This is a genomic window from Blastococcus sp. DSM 46786, assembly GCF_900109665.1.
Lineage (GTDB): Bacteria > Actinomycetota > Actinomycetes > Mycobacteriales > Geodermatophilaceae > Blastococcus > Blastococcus carthaginiensis.
Map to the genome: position 1 here is coordinate 25,000 of NZ_FOAO01000026.1, position 19,839 is coordinate 44,838.

Sequence of the window (19,839 nt, forward strand, 5' to 3'; positions counted from 1 at the left end):
AATGTCTCCCGGAGGATGCAGCCTCGCCCTACTCCTGGCCGTTTTCCTGCTGCTCGAACCTACCCTCGGGTTCGACAAGGCCCGAATGAACCTCCTGCAGTGCACAGGCGACGGTCGTTGCCGAGGAGATGAGTCCCAAGACCCACAAAGGGGGAGACCTCGTCTGGCGAACAGTCACGCTGCAGGCTCTCGCTCACCGTCCTTGACCGCAACAACACCGTGTTCACCGACGAAATCCGTCAGGTCGCACATCTCCCCGCACTCACAGTGCGCGATGGGATACTTAGAGTTGAGCAAACCGCAGCCGCCGGAGGTCCGGCCACGAAATGGCCGCCCGCCTCCCCGGCCGCTTCTCACGTCCGCGACGGACTTAGTCGGAGCTGCACGGTTCTTGGCCTTCGCTCCCGGCGCGGCTCCAGTCCGGGCGGCGCAGGGGGAGCCGGTCGGGTCCGGGCTTTCCCCGTTTCACCGCGAGAACCTGGTTCACGCCGGCCCGATGCCGTTCGAACGCTAGGGCCGATCCCGCCAGGTAGAGCCGCCACACCCGGGCCCGCCCCGGGGAGGAGTACCGGACGGCCTCGTCCCACTGCTGCTCCAGGTTGCGCACCCAGGCGCGGCAGGTGAGCGCGTAGTGCCGGCGGAGCGCCTCGACGTCGCAGACCTCGAAGCCTGCCTCCTCGAGCACCCGGACGTGGGTGGCCAGCGGCTGCAGCTCGCCGTCGGGGAAGACGTACCGCGTGAGGAACGACCCCGGGTCGGGGCGGTCGGGACCGGCCGCGGGGCCGCGCGCGATGGCGTGGTTGAGCAGCCGGCCACCGGGGCGCAGGAGCCCGTGGAGCCTGGCGGCGTAGGCGGGCAACTGGGCGAGGCCGACGTGCTCGGCCATGCCGATGGAGGAGATCGCGTCGAACGGCCCGTCGTTGACCTCGCGGTAGTCCTGCAGCCGGATCTCGACGCGGTCGCCGAGCCCCGCGTCCGCGACGCGCCGGCGGGCCAGGTCGGCCTGGGCCGCGGAGATGGTCACCGCCGTCACCGAGACGCCGTACCGGGCCGCCGCGTGCAGGGCGAGCGAGCCCCAGCCGCAGCCGACGTCGAGCAGCCGCATCCCCGCCTGGAGCCCGAGCTTGCGGCAGACCAGGTCCAGCTTGGCTTCCTGCGCCTGCTCCAGCGTCGCATCGGGGTCGGGGAAGTACGCGCAGCTGTAGACCAGCGAGGGACCGAGCAGCAGCCGGTAGAAGTCGTCGCCGACGTCGTAGTGGTGGCTGATGGCCTCCCGGTCGCGGTGCAGCGAGTGGCGGATCCCGCGCACGCGCGCCTCCTCGGGAGGCGGTGCCGGCGGCGGCCCCAGGACCCGCAGCCTCAGCAGGGGGGCGGCCAGCCGGGCCAGGGTCCGCCGGTCGAGCGTCAGCTTCGGGCGGGACGGCAGGTCGTCCGGGAAGCTCAGTGCCGCATAGAGATCCCCCTCGATGTCGAGGTCCCCGCTGACGTAGGCGCGAGCCAACCCGAGTTCGCCGGGGGCGTACGCGAGGCGGCGGAGGGCCCGCGGGTGGCGCACGACCAGTGTGGGTGCACCTTCGACGATGGCTTCGGAGCCGTCCCAGCACCGCACCGACAAGGGGACCGGCGCACCGAGTAGGAGCTGACCGAGTTCATCTACCACCTGGGCGGCCCTGAGGCGAGTCACCGCACAACCTTTGCACATCATCCCGCATCGCCGCGGTGGCGCTAACGTGGCCAGGACACATGCAGGTCCTGGTCGCGACGGATCCCACCGTTCTCACCGGACTGTCCCGGCGGCGGCGCCATGGCCAGTGACATCCAAGCATGCGTTCGCCGAGAGCCGCCATTTCTAATCGCCGATATAATGGAATCAATCACAGGCAATGCAATAAAAGCTATTCTCAGGCAACCCATGGCGACAGCGGCGTTCAACTTCGCTCTTACCGTGTTATCGGGCGCTGATCCCATGGGAGAGTCCGGCAGACCTGACTTACGGTGGCGGCTCCACATGGGCCGAAAAGCGCCTCGCCGTTCCGCGTGCCGGTCTGCGCGGTCGTCCTGCCCCTGGCGGGGGCCCTTAGCGAGCCGTTTGCGTCGCAGCTAGAGGGTCGCATCCTCGTTCGTCAGCTTCTCCCCGTTATCCGTTCGTGACAACTACCTAACGTCGTAGTAGCGTCTCGCCCGGTCCGATCGAGCCCGCGCCCCTCGACCGAGGGGCCTCGGCCGGACTCCGCCGAACTGTCGTCGATGACCATCACGACAGACCGGGGACCCACAGTTCCCTCGGGGTGAATCCTGCGCACTCACCTGTGCCAGGTAGGGCGCCTTCCCGCCCGAACCCGTCAGCTAACTCGGTAGGCGGCGTGAAGGAACGGAGCTCGTCGCGTTGGCGACCCTGCGTGCACTGTTCGTCCGCGACGACCTCTCACCCCGTGAGCGACCTGAACCCCTCCACCGGCACCCGCGACCTCGCCCCCTTGCCAAGACGATTACGGTGTCCGTGCTGGCTGCCGTCACTAGCCTGGGCATCAGTTTCTCGACGACTTCGGCCGTCGCGGCACCCGGTGACGAGGTTGTTACCGCCCGGTCCGACCGTGATGCAGCGGCGGCTGAGGTGCGACGCCTAGAGCAGTTGGTGACTCAGGCAGAAGATGAGCTCTCGCGCTTCACCGTGGAAGCAGAAGCTGCCGCGGACACTTCTCGGCGGGCGCAGGAGGAGCTCGCCGCGGCGCAGGGCCAGGCTCTGGCTGCGGAGGCCGACCTCCGGACCGCCACAGCGGCGGTGGATCAGGCGCGGGCAGGAATCGCCCGCCTGGGCCGGGAGAGCTACATGGGAAGTGACGCCTTTGATACGGCGGCGGCTCTTCTTGACTCGGATGGTCCCGGGGAATTCCTACAGCGAGCCTCCACGCTGGAGTTGCTGGCTGTCGAGCGCGTCGACGAGCTGACCGAGTTCCGTGCGTTGGAGCAGGAAAAGGCCCAGGCAGAACGCGCTGCGCAGGCGGCCGTCTCAGAGCGAGACCGGGCAGCGGGAAGCGCTGCTGAGCTGGAGGCGGCGGCACAGGCGCGGCTGGTCGAGGCCAAGGAGTCCTACGACGATGTGACCTCCGAGAGGGCTGCCTTGCAAGGTCAGCTGCAGCAGGCCGAGATCTTGCTGCTGGAACTCGAGGGTGCGGCGGACGGGCGGGCCGCGTGGGCGGAAGCAGTCAATGCGGAGAACGCAGAGAGGGACGCGCTGGCCGCCGCCAACGCTACGGAGGCCGCCAGTGGACGCGCTGTGCCTCCGACCACTGGTCGCGTGACCTCGTGCTACGGCTCTCGCTGGGGGACCATGCACTACGGCGTCGACATCGCCGCCCCCATCGGCACGCCGATCTACGCGCCGGAGGCTGGGCGGGTCCTGCAGGCCGGCCCGGCGAGCGGGTTCGGCCTAGCTGTCTACGTCCAGCACCCCGATGGCTCGATCACTGTCTATGGGCACATCAACGACTACTTCGTCCAGGCTGGGCAGCAGCTGACGGTTGGCCAGCAGATCGCCGAAGTGGGCAACACGGGTCAGTCGACCGGCCCGCACCTGCATTTCGAGGTGCGCACCGGCGGGCTCAATGCCAACCGCAGCAACCCGATGCCCTGGTTGGTTACCCGCGGCGTTTCTCTGGGCGGAGGATGCTGAACCGTTCACAGCGCCAGGCTTGGTACGGCCTTGCGGGGCCGGACGGGCCCAGCGGACTCGTGGGATCGGGAGCGGCTCAACTGACGATCCCCTCTACGCCACGACGCGGATCGGCTCCCCTGGCAGACCGCAGGATGGGCAGACGACGAGGTTGATGCCACCGGAGCTTTCTGCTCCGGCTGGCACCAGCCGCGCGATGCCTTGGTGGGGTCGGAGGGGCGTCGTTGCGTCAATCCAGTGCCGCGGCGGTGGTCGAGCCAGGGCCGCTGTCCGGCTCATTTCCTCGTCGCTGCCGCCGTCGCCAGGAGAGGCCCGTCAGCAGAGCGATCGACATGACGACGACGGCGCCCGAGACTAGGGGGATCAGGGGAGCCCACGAATCGATGCGTGCCGCCGATGCGCCGATGCTGACGTACAGGACCGACCATGGCACCAGTCCGACCGCGGTTCCCATCACGTAGGGACCGAGCCGGACGCCGCTCAGGCCGGCCGCGTAGCTGACGACCACGAAGGGGGCCACAGGCATGGCCCGCGCCACGAGCACCGAGACGAAGCCTCGCTGACTCACGGCGCGATCCAGCCGAGCGAGACGTGTACCGGCCAGGCGTGCCACGGCGCGTCCCGGCCCAGCCAGCGGCTCAAGGCGAAGCCGGCTAATCCACCGAGCATTCCACCGCTCAGCGCGACCGCCAGCCCCGCCGGAAAACCGGCGACGGCGCCCAGCAGAATTGACAGTGCCGTCCTCGAGACAGGGGTCAACAACGCAAGGGCGACTCCGAGGACGACCGTCACCCAGCTCGCCCAACCTCCCTGGGCCAGCCAGGCGTGCACATCTTCGACGCTCGGCAGCTCGAGTGACACGGCGAGGACTGTGCCGATGAGAATGAGAACGAGGACGGCGAGAACACGGACCCACAACCACCAGGGGAGGCGGCTCACCGCGGCCACCCGGGGTCGTGGCCGATCAGCCGCACGGCTGGACCGTTGCGGCGTTTGCGGGCACGACGCAGGAGCGGGAGCGGTCCGGCCAGGAGGACCAGCGTCACGACGGTGAGCACCGGGCCGTCGCCGGTGCGTACGTACGTGGTCAGGCCCGAGTGCAGCGGGATCGTGGCGGTCAGGACCTCCGGTGCACTCAGCTGACTCTGGGCGACGACGCGTCCATCAGGTCGGACGATCGCCGTGTACCCCGTCGGCGCCGCCTGCAGGACCGCCCGGTCGGTCTCCAGGGCCCGCATACGGGCGGCGGCGACTTCGGTCGCCGGCACCTCCTCGGTGGTGTACGAGGCCGCGTTCGTCGGGACGAGCAGAACTTGCCGCCGGCGGTGACAGCGGCTCGCGCCCGGTCGGAGAAGAACACCTCATACGAGATGGTGACCCCGAGCGGACCGGCGGGCGTGCGGAGCAGACCCGGTCCGCGTCCTGCGATCGCGTCCCGCGGCACAAGCGCCGTCATGTCCGAAAGGCTCTCGAACAGGCCCCGGGCGGGGATGTACTCCCCGAAGGGCACCCGGTGGACCTTTTCGTAACGGTCGACGATCCGCCCGTCCGGGCCCCAGGCCACCGCGGCGTTCCGGAAGCTGTCGTCGTATGACTCACTGAGCCCTACGACGACGGTTGCGCCGGTCCGCTTGGCAAGCTGCGCTACGCGTGCGGCCTCCGGCGTGTGATTCACGGGGCCGGAGACGCCCAGGCTGCTCTCCGGCCAGAGGATGAGATCGAGGTCAGGCGGCAGGTCGTCGCTCATCAGGAACTGCCGCTCGGTGACGGCGTCCGCGTCACTGACGACGGCCGGGATGCCGCGTGGACCGCCTCCCTGGACCAGCGCCGTGCGTAGCGCGCCGACGGATGCACCGCCCGGGGCGGCCAGCAGGACGCCGACGGTGCTCACGGCGGCCAGGACGGCGACGGTTGCCAGCGTGGCGGTCCGCCCTCGCGCGACGGCCAGACCTGTGACCGCAGCCCCGGCCCCAGTGGCGAGCCCGACGACGAGCAGGGAGCCCCCGAGCGCAGCCGCAGCGGCGAAGGGACCGTCCAGCTGGCCTAGGGCCAGGCCAGGGATCGGGAAGCCTCCGAAAGGAAACCGTGCATGCACCGCTTCCAGGGCGACCAGCGCCGCCGGGATGGTCCACCAGCGCGCCCGCCGGGAGTCGACCAGCAACATCGCCGCGGCGAAGAGAGCCACCTCCACCATGAGCACGGCGCCGAACCCGGCGGGATGGAAGCCGGTCAGCCAGCTCAACGTCGGCAGGAAGAACGCCAGCCCGGTGATGGCACCCAACACCAGCCGTTGCCGCCATGACAGGTGCAGCAGTGCCCAGGCGAGGATGGCGGTGCCGATGGGGGCTAGGTACCACGCCTCCCGTGGAGGCATGCCGCCCGCAAGAGCGACGCCGGCCAGAATGCCTCCCAGAAGCCGCGGCCACCTGGGATTCCATCGGCGGGGGAGGGGCTTATCGCGGTGTCCCGGTGTCGTGCGGTCCCCGGCAGTCGCCCCCGGACCCGGCTGTCCGCCCGCCGTGGTCATGGAGTGAGGACAGCGTTCGCCGGAAGATCGGCAAAACGTTCGTCGGGGCGGGCAGGCGACAGAGGCTCAGCCTGCCGGTCGGTGACCTGGCTGCCCGTGGCTACGGTGCGAGGCATCCGTCGTTGGTGAGGGATGTCCTGTCTCCAAGCCGTCGATCAGGTCGTTCCCCGGGCCGTGCCGGTGCAGCAGGCCACCCGGCCTTGGAGCAACCTCGGGCGGACGAAAGATTACTACACACGATAGTAGCCAGCGATGAAGAGTGTGCTGCTATCGCCCGCGGTGCTTCACCCAGCACGTAGCCGGCGATCAGGCGATCACGCAGTCGATCGCGTTCAGCACGAGCCACCCGGTGGTGCCGGGCAGTGCCAGAGCAGCGACGGCAATGGCGGCGCAACCCGCCGTGCGCACCATTCGGCTGCTCTCGAAGCTGGCTGTGGCCAATCGGAGCAGGCGGGCGTGCGTCAGCCGGCCCGCCATCGCGAGGCCCACCGCTGGCATCGGCTGTCCGGTGAGACGCGACAGTGCCTCCCGGACGGCTGCCTGACCACATCGGCGGGCGGCCTGCGCGTCGGCCGCCAGCTCGACGAGATCTTTGACTGCCGAGGGTGCCGCTCGGAGGAGGGGAATGACAGGTAGCGCGGCCGCGAGGGTCTCGATGATCGCCACGAGCGCGTGGTGACGACCGCGCAAGTGCGCGCGCTCGTGCTCCAGAGTGGCTGCCACTTCGGCGGGGGTCAGGTGGTCGCGTAGAGCGTCACTCATGACGATGACACCGGGACGCCCACCGATCGACATCGCCATGGGGCGGTGGTCGCCCACCCACAGCGGCTCCCCGGACGGCACGCCGGCAGCGAGGAGACGTAGACGTGCAAGGTGTGGCGAACGTTCCCGGTGACACCTGATCCGAACAGCCATCGCCCAGCCGATCCGCGAGAGGATGGCCACCACTCCGGTGATGCTGAGGACGGCGAGGGCCTCGCGCCAACCAGGCAGTTCGCCGGAAGACAATGCTGCCCAGCAGCCGCCGGCCAGGTGGAAGACCCCGGTTGAACCATGCCGTTCAGCCGGGGCGGCGAGCAAGCCGATAATGGCGACCACCGAGATGACGAACCCGATCGCGGAGAGAACCCACCCGGTCAGCAGGGTGGTCGGATCGACCTGTCGGTCAGCAAGCCACAGAAGGGGCCGTTGCCCGTAGAGGCCAACCAGAGTGCTACCCGCGAGGAGGATCAGAACTCCGGTCATGACGGTGAAGCGCGGCGGTCGAGTGCGTCACGAAGAACCGTCGACTCTTCCTCCGAGGCGGTCTCGGCGAAGTGGAGCAGGACCGACTGTGGGTTTCCCGATGCGTCCAGGATCTCGCGCAGGGACGCGGCTGCCGCCCCTTCGCGGGTGAGCGTTGGGCGGTAGCTGTATGCCCGGCCGGCGGGCTCGCGCGCCACCATCCCCTTTCGGTGCAGGTTGCTCAGGACCGTCATGACGGTCGTGTAGGCCAGGTTCCGCTGTGGCGGCATCTCCGCGAGAACCTCGCGCACGGTCTGCGAGCCGTCGGAGGACCAAAGAACGTCCATCACGGCAGCCTCAAGTTTGCCGAGACGCGGCATGGCGGCCCCTCTCTTCCCGATCGAGACGCCAGTGTCGCACCGGCCTGGACTCGACGAAGGAAACACCGTCGACTACGCCCAGGTCGGGGTAGTCGGGCGGCAGCTGACGCAGAGAACGGATCCCTACAGCGGTCGGAGATGTCATCTGGTGGGCTGGTGCTCAGGCAGAGGGATCGTCTCCAGGCACCGCTCGGTGAGCTCATCAACGGCGGGGTTCTCGCCAGGCCCATTCCCTCGGAGGGCAGGCAACTTCGGTGGACGGCACGGACGCGCCGTCCGTCGCATGGCGTCGCAATCCTTTCGGCCGGCCTGGCCGGTTGTTACTACGCGGGCTAGTACTGTGGGGTGCCAGTGAAGGGGGTGGTCGTGCCAGTGCGAAGGCTGTGGATTCTGCTGCTGCTCGCCGGGATCTTCTGGATGCACGGCGCCCAGTACGTCAGCACCGAGCCGGGTCTCAGTCCTAGCGCCGTCGCGGTCGCAGACCACGGGACGAGTGCCCTCTCCGGGGCTGCGTCAATCCACGGCTTGCTTCTCGCGGTTGGCGCTCTCCCCCCTGCGGTCACCGCGAACCCGCTGTTGGCGGTGACCGGAACGCCGATGCCAGGTGACCCCCCTGACCATGGCGTTGCGGGTCACGCCTGGTCGCTGTGTCTCGCGGTTCTTCTGGCCGGGCTCGTCGCTCTCGGTGGAACGGCCTGGGCCCGGCGAGTCGTCCCTGTCGTCTTGCGGATCGATGAACCTGGCCCGCGACTGCCGATGGGCTGGTTCAGGCCTCCTCGACCACACGAGCTCTCGTGCCTGTGTCTCCTGCGGATCTAGGCCGTACCGATCCGGTCCATCCATCCCCGGTGGTGGACGGACCAGACGGCACGCTCACACCACAATTGACAGGAGACCTGCAATGACCCGCACCACTGCACGACTCGTCCGTCTGACCGGCGGACTCATCGCCGGCACGATCGTCCTGGCCGGCTGCTCGGAGGGTTCCGGTGAGTCCTCCGCCGCCGGCAGCTCCGACGCGGAGAACTCTGTGAGTGAGGAAGCGACGTTCAACGATGCTGACGTCGCCTTCGCGCAGGGCATGATTCCGCACCACGAGGGTGCACTGACCATGGCGGAGATCGCTGTCGAGCGTGCCACTGATCCCCGGGTCGTCGACTTGGCCAACCGCATCGAGGCGGGGCAGGACCCCGAGATCGATCTGCTGACCGGGTGGCTCGAGGAGTGGGGCGAGCCGATCGAGTCCGGTGGCATGGGTGGCATGGACCACGGGTCCGACGACATGGGTGGCATGGACATGGACCAGATGCCCGACGCCGGTCCGGACTTCGACCGGATGTGGCTGCAGTCGATGATCGAGCACCACAAGGGAGCGGTCGAGATGGCCCAGACCGAGCTCGAGGACGGCCGGGACGCTGAGGCGCTCGAGCTGGCCCAGTTGATCAGCGAGACGCAGATGCAGGAAATCGCGGAGATGGATGCCCTTCTCGGCGAGCTTGGCGGCTGACGCCCAGCCTGGTGCTGCCGGTCACTGGCCGGCAGCACCAGCCTCCCTTTCCCGTCAATCGCGCGCCTCGGAGTGCGCATCCCTCAAGCCGGTCTTCAGTCGACGTCGGTCTCCAAGGCCAGGAGTTCATCCATTGTCTGTCGTCGACGGATCAGTCGTACAGCATCTCCATCGATGAGCACTTCAGGGGCGAGCGGCCGTGAGTTGTAGTTCGAGGACATGCTCGCCCCATACGCCCCGGTGTTCGTGAACACGATGAAGTCGCCAACTACCACCGGTGGCAATGCTATGCGCTGCACCTCGCCCTCTGGACTCTGGGTGAAGACGTCTCCTGATTCACACAGTGGACCGGCCAGTACTGTGGCTGACTCTTCCTCGTCAGGTCTGTGTCCCTCTCGGGTGATCACCTCGGTGCCGTGACTGCTGCCATAAAGAGCAGGGCGAATGAGGTCGTTGAACCCAGCGTCCACCAGGACGAATCTGTTCGAGCCCATCCGTTTGAACGCACGGACCTCGGCGACGAGCACTCCGGAGTTGGCGACGAGGAAGCGCCCCGGTTCGATCTCCAGTCGTACGTGGTGACCGAGGTGAGCGGCTAGTTCCTTCCGTGCGTCATCCCAAAGTCGGAAGTACCGGTCCGTGTCCACGACCGGATCGGCGAGTGTTTCCCTGACGGTGAGGCCGCCTCCTGCGGAGATTGCGCGAATGTCGTGGTCGATCCTCTTGGCATCTCGGACCATCGATTCGCACACCCGCTCGAGGTGCCCGTAGTCCGCGCCTGACCCGATGTGCATGTGCAGGCCGATCAGGTCGAGACCGTAACGATCGACAGACGCCACCGCGTGGGGGAGGTCTTCATGCCAGATCCCGTGCTTGCTTGCCTCGCCGCCCGTGTTCGTCTTCCGACTGTGCCCGTGACCGAACCCGGGATTGACGCGTATCCACACGGGATGCCCGGGGGAGGTCTCCCCGATCTGCTCAATCATCTGCGGCGACCCGACGTTCACCGGGATACCCAGATCGACAACCCGCCGCAGCGTATGCCGATCGAGCAGGTCGGCAGTGAAGACGATCGGATCCTCGTTCCCGTCAGTCGTGTATCCGGCTGCTAGCGCCCGCGCGACCTCGCCGGACGACACGGCGTCAACCAGGACTCCCTCTTGCCGCATCAATCGCAGTATGTGGATGTTGGAGGAGGCCTTCTGGGCGAACCGAATGGTGTCGAACTGGCGAAGCAGGTCTATTTGCGTACGAATACGCTCGGCGTTGTACAGCCACACTGGCGTGCCGTACCGCTCCGCAACCTCGGCGACGACAGGTCCATCAATCGCGTCGGGAGAGCTCGGCGTACCGGGGGGATGTGTCATCGAACGCTTCTCCATCAGAGTGGGCGGGTTCGTCGGTCCCCCACCTGCCCTGCAGCCGCGGTCCTGCCCCGATTGGAGATCCGGCGCTGCACGTGGGGGCGTGCGCATTTTTAGGTGGACGTGAGAGCAGGGGCTTCATGCGGCGCTACCTCGACCAGTGACCTTTGAGGTGCTTTCACGATTGCGCTACTCCGGTGCAGGTTGGCAACGGTGCAGACAGCATCACGGTTGCCCTAGCTCGCCTGCCGCCTCTCCCCGCGAAGAAACCCGGGCTCGGCCTGCCGTGCCCGAACGTGCAGCCAGGGCTGCTCGTCCAGGCATCGGCCAGTTGTTGTCGCTTGGTAGGTGAGGTGCGGCGGCCACTGTCTCTGGCTGCGGCGTCTCTCGACGGATGTCGATCGGGCCGCTGCGCAGGGGTCACTGCACATTGCGCCGGGGGAGGGGAGACGAGGCTGGTCCGTGGAGGACGTCGCCGTCCGGGGTGAACCGGGAGCCGTGGCAGGGGCAGTCCCAGCTCTTCTCGCCGTCGTTCCAGGCCACGGTGCATGCCATGTGCGTGCACACCGACGAGACCGCGTGCAGGGTGCCCTGCTCGTCGCGGTAGGCGGCGGTCTGCTCCCCCTCCACCTCCAGCACGGCCGCCTCGCCGCGCTCGAGGTCGGCGGGCGAGCCCTTCGGGGCTCCGCCCACCCGACCCCGGACCCAGGTCTTGGCGACGTGGACGTTGTGCTTCACGAATTCCTTGCCAGGCAGGCCGGTCGCGGCTCGGCGGGCATCGAAGGTCGCGGCCCAGGGGTTGTCCTGGCCGAGGATCAGGTCGCGGATGAGGAGCGCCGAAGCCGTTCCGTTGGTCATCCCCCAGCCGTCGAACCCGCAGGCGGTGAAGACCCGTTCCGAGCCCGGCGCAATGCGGCCGGTGAAGGGCACGTGGTCCAGCGTGCTGGTCTCCTCGGCCGACCAGTGGTACCGGAGGTCGGTGACGCCGAACCGGTCCCGCGCCCACTCCTGCAGCCGCGTCCACCGTTCGCCGGTGTCGGAGACATGGCCGACCTCGTGGCCTTCGCCGACGACGATCAGCAGGTCCTCGCCGCCCAGGTGGGCGGTCCGGGTGGAGTGGATCGGGGAACCGACGTTGATCGTCATGCCGGCGGAGACTCCTCCGGGGAGCACGCCGGCGATCCCATAGGAGCGCGTGGCCTTCATGCGAGCGAACTGCCCACCCCGGTCGAGGAACGGGTACTGCGTGGCGACGACGACGTATCCCGCGGACATGCGCCCGGCCGTCGTCTCGACGTGGCAGATCCTGCTGTCCTCGTCGACGTCCCGGGCCCACACGCCCTCCACCACCATGCCGCCGCTGTGGACGAACGCCTCGGCCAGGCCGGCCAGGTACCGCCCCGGGTGGAACGTCGCCTGGTCCTGGAAGTGCAGCGCCGCGATGACCTCGAAAGGCAAGGGGACGTCGGGGGAGAGCGAGACGGGTAGCCCGATGCGCTGCGCGACCGCGGCCTCCTTCTCGATCTCCTCGGCCTTCGTCGCCTCCTCCGTGTAGACGACGTGGGGGCGGCCGCGCTCGAGCGTGCAGTCGATGCCCAGGTCGTCGACGAGATCCAGGATCCGCTGAAATCCGGTCACGTTCGCCTGCGCGTAGGCGGCTGCGGCGTCGAGCCCGAGCGTGTCCTTGATCTTCGAGTACAGGGCTCCGTGGCCGTAGGTCACCTTGACTGTGGAGTGGGTGGTCACCGATCGGCCGATCGGCTCGGCCGAGACGATCGCCACCTGTCGGCCGGCTCGTTGGAGCAGCAGTGCGGTGGTGACGCCGACGATGCCGCCGCCGAGGACGAGCACGTCTGCGTCGAGCCGGCGTGGGTCGGTCGCTCCCAGGTCGGGCGGCGGCATCGTGTCGACCCAGGGAGAGACATGGCGAGCTTCGGGGGATGACATGGCGCAGTCCTTCCGTTGACGACGGACTCCTGGCCGCTACCCGGCCTTGAGCTGACCGCGTCGGCCGCAGTGAACTGTCACCACTCTGTCGCACGGCATGGAGCGGCGGCGAACACAGTGCGGACCGGACTACCGGCTCGATGGGCGTCTGTCTGGCGCCCACGGCCGTGCACCGGATGGGAGGCCCTGCTCTAGGGGGATATTCCGGCGGGCGGGCCTCTGCGCTCTAGTACTATGGCGGTTAGTCGACATTCCCACCGGCTGGTTGCCGGAGCCAAGCCGTCGGTGTTGCCTGAGTGGCACGGGTGACTGGGCGACAGCGACCAGCCTCCTCATTTTTCGGGAGCGGCAGTGGCTAAACGCACGCGAAGCGCTGGCTTGGCCAGCGCAGGCCAGGAGAAACCATGACGGCACTGGCCGCGATTCCCAGCCCCACACAGGGTGTGTGGGAGCTGGGGCCCTTTCCGATTAGGGCCTATGCGCTGGCGATCATCGCGGGGATCGCGCTCGCCGTCTGGATCACCGATCGCCGTTGGCAGGCACGGGGCGGCGCTCCCGGTGACGTGGCCGACATCGCGGTCTGGGCCGTGCCGTTCGGAATCCTCGGCGGGCGGCTCTACCACGTGATCTCCAGCCCGGGACCGTACTTCGGCGAGGGTGGGGATCCCCTGCGCGCGTTCGCGATCTGGGAAGGCGGCCTTGGCATCTGGGGAGCCGTTGCGCTCGGTGGTGTCGGAGCCTGGATCGCCTGCCGGCGCCGGGGGATCCCCCTACCTGCCTTCGCCGATGCGGTTGCCCCGGGCTTGCTCGTCGCCCAGGCGATCGGCCGGCTGGGCAACTGGTTCAACAACGAGCTCTACGGTGCCCGGACCGATCTCCCGTGGGCGCTGACGATCTACGAGTGGGCCGGCGGGGCAGCGGTCGTCGGCCCTGACGGCCAGCCCGAAGTGCTCGGCACTTTCCACCCGACCTTCCTCTACGAGCTGCTGTGGAATTTGGTGGCCGCCGCTCTGGTCGTGTGGGCCGACCGGCGCTTCCAGCTCAGCCATGGCCGGGCCTTCGCCCTTTACGTCGCCAGCTACTCCGCCGGGCGGCTGTGGATTGAGTTGCTGCGCATCGACCCAGCCACCACCTTCTTCGGCATCCGGCTCAACGTGTTCACCGCGTTCATCCTCGGCCTCCTTGCCGTGGCATATCTCATCTGGCAGCGCGGCCGGCCGCGGGAAGTCATCGACCGCGGTCGGGACACCGGCGGTACGACCCCGTCAGTCGCACATCCCGGGGGAAGCGCGGCCGCTCAGGTGCAAGGGGGCGCCGAACCCGCGGCGCAATCCCGCACCGTGCCGACCCCCGGTGCCGAGGGGGCGGAGCCGGCTCAGGATGATCACTCGTAGCGTCACCAACGCCTCCACGCGGGGTGCGGGGAGGGCGACTGTCTGGCACGTGAGCTGCTCCTCATGAGCGGTTGAAGATGAGCGTGCATTGGACGAGCGCGGATGGGCCTCTCAGGTTGAGCAGGTCCGAGCCAGAGGCGCTGCAGGACTGGATGGACGACGTCGACCAGGGGGCAATTCCGTGCCGGTACAGCCTGGACAGGATCCGTTCTCCTGCTCTGGTCCGTCCAGGTGGCGACCGCCGTCCATGTTTCCCCGCCCCTTCTGATCGAGCGGTCATCGGCTGTCTGTCCGGGACGGCCATGCTGAGGGACGCGGGGTGTTCGCCGTGTAGCGTTGGCGTGGCACTTCCGTACGGATTTGCGGATTAATTTGGCCCCTGGGCCGGTAGCTGCGGGCGCCATCCCGGATAGGAGGAGCCCGTGCTGGCGACCCGACGGCATGACGACCGTCTGCCGTTACCGCCAGCAGGCGTCTTCGGAGGGATCGATGGAAATCGTCGAGGGTTACGTCGTGGATCTAGCCTGTTTGCGACGCTATCCGCAGGAGGAGTACACCGCCCGTGCCCCTGAGCACACCACCGAATGCGCCCTGATGGGCCACTGCGTGGAGAGCGGATACGGCTTGGTGTCCGACGGAAACAGGGTCGTCCCGTTGGACACGGAAGCGACGCCGCACATCGTGGCAGCGCTCCGCACCGCCAGGCCTCAGGGGGTGCGCCTACGGGTTGAGCGCGAGGAGGTCGAAGGCGAACTGAGGACCGCCCGCACCGAGGTCCTGTGATGCGCTGGTCCACAGTGACCAGTGGACTGTCACGGCGTGTGGGCACGCGAACCCGCGAGGTGCCGTTCTGGCGCGGGGCGTCGGCCACTCCCTAGCGGGTCTGGGACCTGTCGGTTCGTGGATGGTTCTGCGCATCGAAGTCGGTGTAGGAGCACTCGCAGTGGCCGCCCGGGAGGGTCATTGTCCGGCAGTTCGGGCAGGTTCTCTCCCGTCGGTGCTCGCAGGTGCCTTCACCTGGTACCTCGTCGCGGGGTTGGGTTCCTTCGAAGTGGCCGATCGGCCGGTATTCACGCTGGTCCGTCACCGTCTCGGCCCTATCTGTCGTCGATCTCTTTGCCCTCCGGCGTGGCCGCTACGGAGGTTGCGCTGAGAAGGCGGATTCTTCGCGAGCGCGTCGGAAGCCTCAGGTCGCATCCCGTCGGATGTACCGGGCGGGTGGCGTCCGCCTGCGCCTCACAGTTGCTATCAGCAGCGCCATGGCGGCGCCTACCGCCGTCAGCGTGATCGCGAGAGCGCGTAGCAGGGGCTGACCCGACGGGCTTTTCGACCGCCGGCTCTTGCCGTCGTCTTGCGGCCCGGCCATCCGGCACCGGGCGCTCGTCAGCCGCTAATTGGCTACTCGTCGCCCGGTGCCGGTGCCGGTGCCTGGTCGGTCGATGTGGGACCCCTCCGGTCAGTCGAGGGAGGAGATGAGGTCGCGGCAGGCTGCCTCGCAGCGGCGGCAGGATTCGGCGCAGACGCGGCAATGTTCGTGCATCTCCGCGTGCTCGGCGCAGGTGTCCCCGCAGGCCTTGCAGGCGGCGGCGCATGCCTCGAGGACCGAGCGGGTGAGGTTCGCGTCGTAGCCGGTGTGCCGGGAGAGCACCCGACCGGTGGTGTCGCAGACGTCGGCGCAGTCGAGGTTGCTGCGAATGCACTTGGTCAGTTCCGCGACCATGTCCTCACTCAGACATGCGTCGGCGCAGGCCGTGCAGGCCTGGGCACACTCGAAGCAGGCCTCGATGCACTCCTGCAGCTTCTGGCGGTCCACGCCTCCCAGGTCCTTCGGATAGGTCTCGAGCATCTGTCCGGCAACAGTCACGATCTCCCCTTCCGATGTCGACGTGGCGGCAGGAGCCCCCCTCGGACGCCGACTGGTCGGGCGTTACCCGTTCACCCGTGCGGGTAACGACAAGACCGCACGGTTCTTTCGGCCAGTTTCCGTCTCGGGACAGTTCCCGTGCGGCCGTCGGGCGCCGTCCTGACCGGTCGGGCAAGTCGAGGCGGCCAGCCGGTCTACGACTTCCGTGACGGCGCAGTGCGCTTAAAGGGCGCCCTTGCGCCCATGGAGCCGCGGCGTAACCTCGAGGCAGATACCCCCGGGGGGTAAAGCCAATGTGCTGCGAGCAGGGGGGCGACGATGGGGGCAGCTGGGGAAGTAGGGCAGCACAGCTACATCCACGAGAAGGACGACTACCTCAAGCGCCTCCGGCGGATTGAGGGTCAGGCCCGTGGCCTGCAACGGATGGTCGAGGAGGAGAAGTACTGCATCGACATCTCACCCAGGTCTCGGCTATGACGAAGGCCCTGCAGTCGGTGGCCCTCGGCCTGCTCGGGGAGCACATGAGCCACTGCGTCGTCCAGGCAGCCGCCGCCGGTGCCCCCGGGGCCGACGAGAAGGTCCGCGAGGCCTCCGAGGCGATCGCTCGCCTGGTGCGGTCCTGACCGAGCGGACTGGTTGGGCCGCCACCGCGCCATCATCGGCGGAGCAACCATCAGAAGCAGTAACCATCAGAGAGGAAGTTCCGAAATGAACACGTCCACCTACACCGTCACCGGCATGACTTGCGGGCACTGCGTCGGCTCGGTGACCGAGGAGGTCAGCCAGGTTCCCGGCGTTACCCAGGTCGATGTCGACCTGGCCACCGGTGGCCTGACTGTCAGCAGCGAGACCGATGTCGACGACGCCGCCGTGCGCGCCGCTGTCGAGGAGGCCGGCTATGACGTGGCCACGCCTGTAAACCAGGGGGCAGTCACGCCCGCCGCCCAGGTTCGCGCGCCTGGCAGCCAGGGGTCCGGGTGCAGCTGCGGCTGCAGCTGAGCGACCCCCGAATACCAGTCGCCGCTCGATCCTGACGCGAGAGGACCAGATGTGAACACCCCGACGAAGGTCGGTGCCTATGTGGCGGCCTTGGCCGCCGTATTCGCCGCCGCGGTCGGCATCGGCAGCGCCGTCGGGCCGGTCGGGCCGGCCGGCGACCGGACCCAACCGCCGGCACAGACCGACATCCGCCACGGCGGCATGGAGATGGACGGCGACGCCGGCGCCTGACCGGACCCACCCCGGGGTCCCTGGGGCGGGTCCGGCCTCCGGGCGAGTCCGGCAACACCTAGTGATCTCTGACAGGAGAACCGATGAGTTCCGCGACGAACCGCGCGACGCCCCCCACACCGGCCGGCGGCGACCAGGTCGAGCTCACGATCGGTGGCATGACATGTGCGTCGTGCGCCATGCGGATCGAGAAGCGGCTGAACAAGCTCGAGGGCGTCACCGCCACGGTCAACTACGCCACCGAGAAGGCCAAGGTGACCTACGCCGACGGTGTGAACCCGGAAGACCTGCTTGCAGCGGTGGGCAAGGCCGGTTACACGGCGCGGCTCCCTGAGCCGCCGAAGCCGGAAAATTCGGCAATGGGAGGGGAGGCCGGGGAGCCGGATCCGGTACGCCCGCTCCGGCAGCGGGTGCTGGTGTCCACGGCGCTCACCGTTCCGGTCATCGCCATGGCGATGATCCCTGCCCTGCAGTTCACCTACTGGCAGTGGCTCTCGCTGACCCTGACCGCACCGGTCGTCGTCTGGGGCGCCCTCCCGTTCCACCGGGCGGCATTGACCAACCTGCGCCACGGCACCTCCACCATGGACACGCTGGTCTCCATGGGCACCTTGGCCGCGTTCGGGTGGTCCCTGTACGCCCTTTTTCTCGGCACCGCAGGCGTCCCCGGCATGACCCACCCCTTCGAGATCACCATCGCGCCCACGGACGGCGCCGCCAACATCTACCTCGAGGTCGCGGCGGGGGTCACCACCGCTATCCTCGCCGGGCGATACTTCGAGGCCCGCTCCAAGCGCCGGGCCGGCGCGGCCCTGCGGGCGCTGCTGGAGCTGGGAGCGAAGGAGGTCTCGGTCCTCCGCGGCGGCCGCGAGGAGCGGATCAGCGTCGACCAACTGGCCGCGGGGGACCTATTCGTCGTCCGGCCCGGGGAGAAGATTGCCACCGATGGCGTCATTGCCGAGGGTTCCTCGGCAATCGATGCCTCCATGCTGACCGGCGAATCCGTACCGGTTGAGGTCGGGCCCGGTGACACCGTCGTCGGTGCAACCGTCAACGCCGGCGGTCGCCTGGTGGTCCGAGCCACCAGGATCGGCTCGGACACCCAACTGGCGCAGATGGCCAAGCTCGTCGAGGAGGCGCAGAACGGCAAGGCCGACGTGCAACGCCTGGCCGACCGGGTCTCCACCGTCTTCGTCCCGATCGTGATCGCGCTGGCCGTGGCGACCCTCGGTTTCTGGATCGGCACCGGTGCTGGGCTCACCCTCGCATTCACTGCGACGGTTGCCGTCCTCATCATCGCCTGTCCGTGTGCGCTGGGCCTCGCCACCCCGACCGCCCTGATGGTCGGCACCGGCCGGGGCGCTCAGCTCGGCATCCTGATCAAGGGCCCCGAGGTACTGGAGTCCACCCGCAAGGTCGACACCGTCGTGCTGGACAAAACCGGCACGGTCACCACCGGGCGGATGACCCTGTTCGGCGTCGTCCCCGCCGCGGGGGAGGACGCCGACCAGCTACTGCGGCTGGCCGGCGCGCTGGAGGACGCCTCCGAGCACCCCATCGCCCAGGCCCTCGCCAAGGGCGCGACCGAGCGCACCGGTGCCCTGCCGCCCGTGGAGGGCTTCACCAACATCGAGGGGCTGGGCGTGCAGGGCGTCGTCGAGGGCCGCGCGGTGCTCGTCGGTCGCACCCGGCTGCTGGCCGAGTGGTCCCAGCAGTTGCCCGCCGACCTGGAAGAGGCCAAGGCCGCCGCGGAGGCCGAGGGAAAGACGGTCGTGGCCGTCGGCTGGGACGGCGCAGCCCGTGGCGTCCTCGTCGTGGCGGATGCGATCAAGGAGACGTCCGCAGAGGCCATCAGGCAGCTGCGCGATCTCGGGCTCACCCCGGTTCTGCTCACCGGCGACAACGAGACCGTGGCCCGTTCGGTCGCAACCCAGGTCGGAATCGATGAGGTCATCGCCGAGGTGCTACCGCAGGACAAGGTCGACGTCATCCAGCGGCTGCAGGCCGAGGGCAAGGTCGTCGCCATGGTGGGGGACGGGGTCAACGACGCCGCCGCCCTGGCCCAGGCCGACCTCGGCTTGGCCATGGGAACCGGCACCGACGTCGCCATCGAAGCCAGCGACCTGACCCTGGTCCGAGGCGACCTGCGCGCCGCGGCCGACGCCATCCGACTGGCCCGCAAGACCCTGAGCACGATCAAGGGCAACCTGTTCTGGGCGTTCGCCTACAACGTGGCCGCGCTACCACTGGCCGCCGTCGGACTCCTCAACCCGCTGCTGGCCGGGGCGGCCATGGCCTTTTCGTCGGTGTTCGTGGTCTCCAACAGTCTGCGGCTGCGCCGGTTCAAGGCCCTGGCCTCGAACCGCATCGACGGCGGGGCGGCCGTCAACCGAGGACGCGGTGCCGCGGCGGTCACCGTAGGGAACGGACGGAACTGAGTCCTGAGCCCCCCCGTCCCTGACTCCGCCGCAGCTCCGGCGGCTGGCCACGGTCGGCTTTGCCGCCCGCGGAGCCGTCCTTGCGGGACTGGGACGGCGTTCCTGTCCTCCGTGAGGGCGGCGTGGCAATGTCGACATCGCTGGTACCTGGCGCAGCACCTCTCATCAGCCTCGGGATCGACGGGGGAGCCGGGGGCGCGGACACCTTCGGCCACCACCTCACCGCCGAACCGACGCTGCTCGGCCGGATACGGATCGCTCATGGTTCACCTGCCCTATCCAACGGTCTAA

The 19,839-nt window shown here is 68.6% G+C and carries 15 protein-coding genes, 3 pseudogenes and 1 riboswitch; of the genes and pseudogenes, 8 read left to right on the forward strand and 10 right to left on the reverse strand.

The genetic code is table 11. The features are described 5' to 3' along the window. Positions 1-370: 370 nt before the first annotated feature. Complete coding sequence (locus tag BMW62_RS19845; protein ID WP_244524175.1) at positions 371-1,555, reverse strand: class I SAM-dependent methyltransferase; 1,185 nt, start codon at positions 1,553-1,555, stop codon at positions 371-373. Positions 1,556-2,221: 666 nt separating this feature from the next. Next, positions 2,222-2,375: riboswitch (cyclic di-AMP (ydaO/yuaA leader) on the forward strand. Positions 2,376-2,500: 125 nt separating this feature from the next. Here BMW62_RS19845 and BMW62_RS19850 point away from each other — a divergent pair. After that, positions 2,501-3,673, forward strand: coding sequence for a peptidoglycan DD-metalloendopeptidase family protein (locus tag BMW62_RS19850; RefSeq protein ID WP_244524176.1), 1,173 nt, complete (start codon positions 2,501-2,503; stop codon positions 3,671-3,673). Between the two features lie 229 nt (positions 3,674-3,902). Here the strand turns inward: BMW62_RS19850 and BMW62_RS22810 are convergent, their stop codons facing one another. From BMW62_RS22810 to BMW62_RS19870, 6 genes and pseudogenes are all read right to left on the reverse strand, one after another. Continuing rightward, entirely contained in the window at positions 3,903-4,241 is a 339-nt protein-coding gene (locus tag BMW62_RS22810) for a TVP38/TMEM64 family protein (RefSeq protein WP_170852479.1), read from the reverse strand. Next, a complete protein-coding gene (locus tag BMW62_RS22815; RefSeq protein ID WP_170852480.1) occupies positions 4,238-4,612 on the reverse strand; it encodes a TVP38/TMEM64 family protein in 375 nt (124 codons plus the stop codon). The genes BMW62_RS22810 and BMW62_RS22815 overlap by 4 nt, the downstream gene beginning before the upstream one ends. Then, entirely contained in the window at positions 4,609-4,941 is a 333-nt protein-coding gene (locus BMW62_RS23545) for a nitrilase-related carbon-nitrogen hydrolase (protein ID WP_280138680.1), read from the reverse strand. The genes BMW62_RS22815 and BMW62_RS23545 overlap by 4 nt, the downstream gene beginning before the upstream one ends. A gap of 104 nt (positions 4,942-5,045) precedes the next feature. Then, positions 5,046-6,200 (reverse strand): annotated as a pseudogene (locus BMW62_RS19860) (nitrilase-related carbon-nitrogen hydrolase); the annotation flags it as partial. 306 nt (positions 6,201-6,506) lie between these two features. Then, on the reverse strand, positions 6,507-7,445 hold the full coding sequence (locus BMW62_RS19865) for a M56 family metallopeptidase (protein ID WP_091934746.1): 939 nt from the start codon (positions 7,443-7,445) through the stop codon (positions 6,507-6,509). Next, the gene (locus tag BMW62_RS19870; protein ID WP_091934748.1) at positions 7,442-7,804 is read right to left on the reverse strand and encodes a BlaI/MecI/CopY family transcriptional regulator; all 363 of its coding nucleotides are present in this window, start codon (positions 7,802-7,804) and stop codon (positions 7,442-7,444) included. The genes BMW62_RS19865 and BMW62_RS19870 overlap by 4 nt, the downstream gene beginning before the upstream one ends. A 901-nt stretch (positions 7,805-8,705) precedes the next feature. On the opposite strand from BMW62_RS19870, the gene BMW62_RS19875 reads away from it, so the two are divergent. Next, complete coding sequence (locus tag BMW62_RS19875; RefSeq protein WP_091934750.1) at positions 8,706-9,311, forward strand: DUF305 domain-containing protein; 606 nt, start codon at positions 8,706-8,708, stop codon at positions 9,309-9,311. 95 nt (positions 9,312-9,406) lie between these two features. On the opposite strand, the gene lysA is transcribed toward BMW62_RS19875, so the two are convergent. Together lysA and BMW62_RS19885 are read right to left on the reverse strand one after the other, a co-directional pair. Further along, a complete protein-coding gene (gene lysA / locus BMW62_RS19880; RefSeq protein WP_091934839.1) occupies positions 9,407-10,678 on the reverse strand; it encodes a diaminopimelate decarboxylase in 1,272 nt (423 codons plus the stop codon). Positions 10,679-11,095: 417 nt separating this feature from the next. Beyond that, positions 11,096-12,577, reverse strand: coding sequence for an FAD-dependent oxidoreductase (locus tag BMW62_RS19885; protein ID WP_170852481.1), 1,482 nt, complete (start codon positions 12,575-12,577; stop codon positions 11,096-11,098). Positions 12,578-13,026: 449 nt separating this feature from the next. On the opposite strand from BMW62_RS19885, the gene lgt reads away from it, so the two are divergent. Together lgt and BMW62_RS19895 are read left to right on the forward strand one after the other, a co-directional pair. Then, positions 13,027-14,016 carry a prolipoprotein diacylglyceryl transferase gene (lgt, locus tag BMW62_RS19890; protein ID WP_091934753.1) on the forward strand — a complete coding sequence of 330 codons (990 nt, stop codon included), beginning with the start codon at positions 13,027-13,029 and terminating at the stop codon, positions 14,014-14,016. Between the two features lie 489 nt (positions 14,017-14,505). Further along, positions 14,506-14,799, forward strand: coding sequence for a hypothetical protein (locus tag BMW62_RS19895; RefSeq protein WP_139206325.1), 294 nt, complete (start codon positions 14,506-14,508; stop codon positions 14,797-14,799). Positions 14,800-15,472: 673 nt separating this feature from the next. Here the strand turns inward: BMW62_RS19895 and BMW62_RS19900 are convergent. After that, positions 15,473-15,880 carry a four-helix bundle copper-binding protein gene (locus tag BMW62_RS19900; protein ID WP_091934757.1) on the reverse strand — a complete coding sequence of 136 codons (408 nt, stop codon included), beginning with the start codon at positions 15,878-15,880 and terminating at the stop codon, positions 15,473-15,475. A 318-nt stretch (positions 15,881-16,198) separates the two neighbouring features. On the opposite strand from BMW62_RS19900, the pseudogene BMW62_RS19905 reads away from it, so the two are divergent. From BMW62_RS19905 to BMW62_RS19920, 4 genes and pseudogenes are all read left to right on the forward strand, one after another. Next, a pseudogene (locus tag BMW62_RS19905) lies at positions 16,199-16,503 on the forward strand (metal-sensitive transcriptional regulator). 85 nt (positions 16,504-16,588) lie between these two features. After that, positions 16,589-16,786, forward strand: a pseudogene (locus tag BMW62_RS19910) (heavy metal-associated domain-containing protein); the annotation flags it as partial. A 144-nt stretch (positions 16,787-16,930) separates the two neighbouring features. Further along, positions 16,931-17,110, forward strand: a complete 180-nt coding sequence (locus BMW62_RS19915; protein ID WP_091934759.1) for a hypothetical protein — start codon at positions 16,931-16,933, stop codon at positions 17,108-17,110. A gap of 83 nt (positions 17,111-17,193) precedes the next feature. Continuing rightward, complete coding sequence (locus tag BMW62_RS19920; protein WP_091934760.1) at positions 17,194-19,548, forward strand: heavy metal translocating P-type ATPase; 2,355 nt, start codon at positions 17,194-17,196, stop codon at positions 19,546-19,548. Positions 19,549-19,839: the final 291 nt, after the last annotated feature.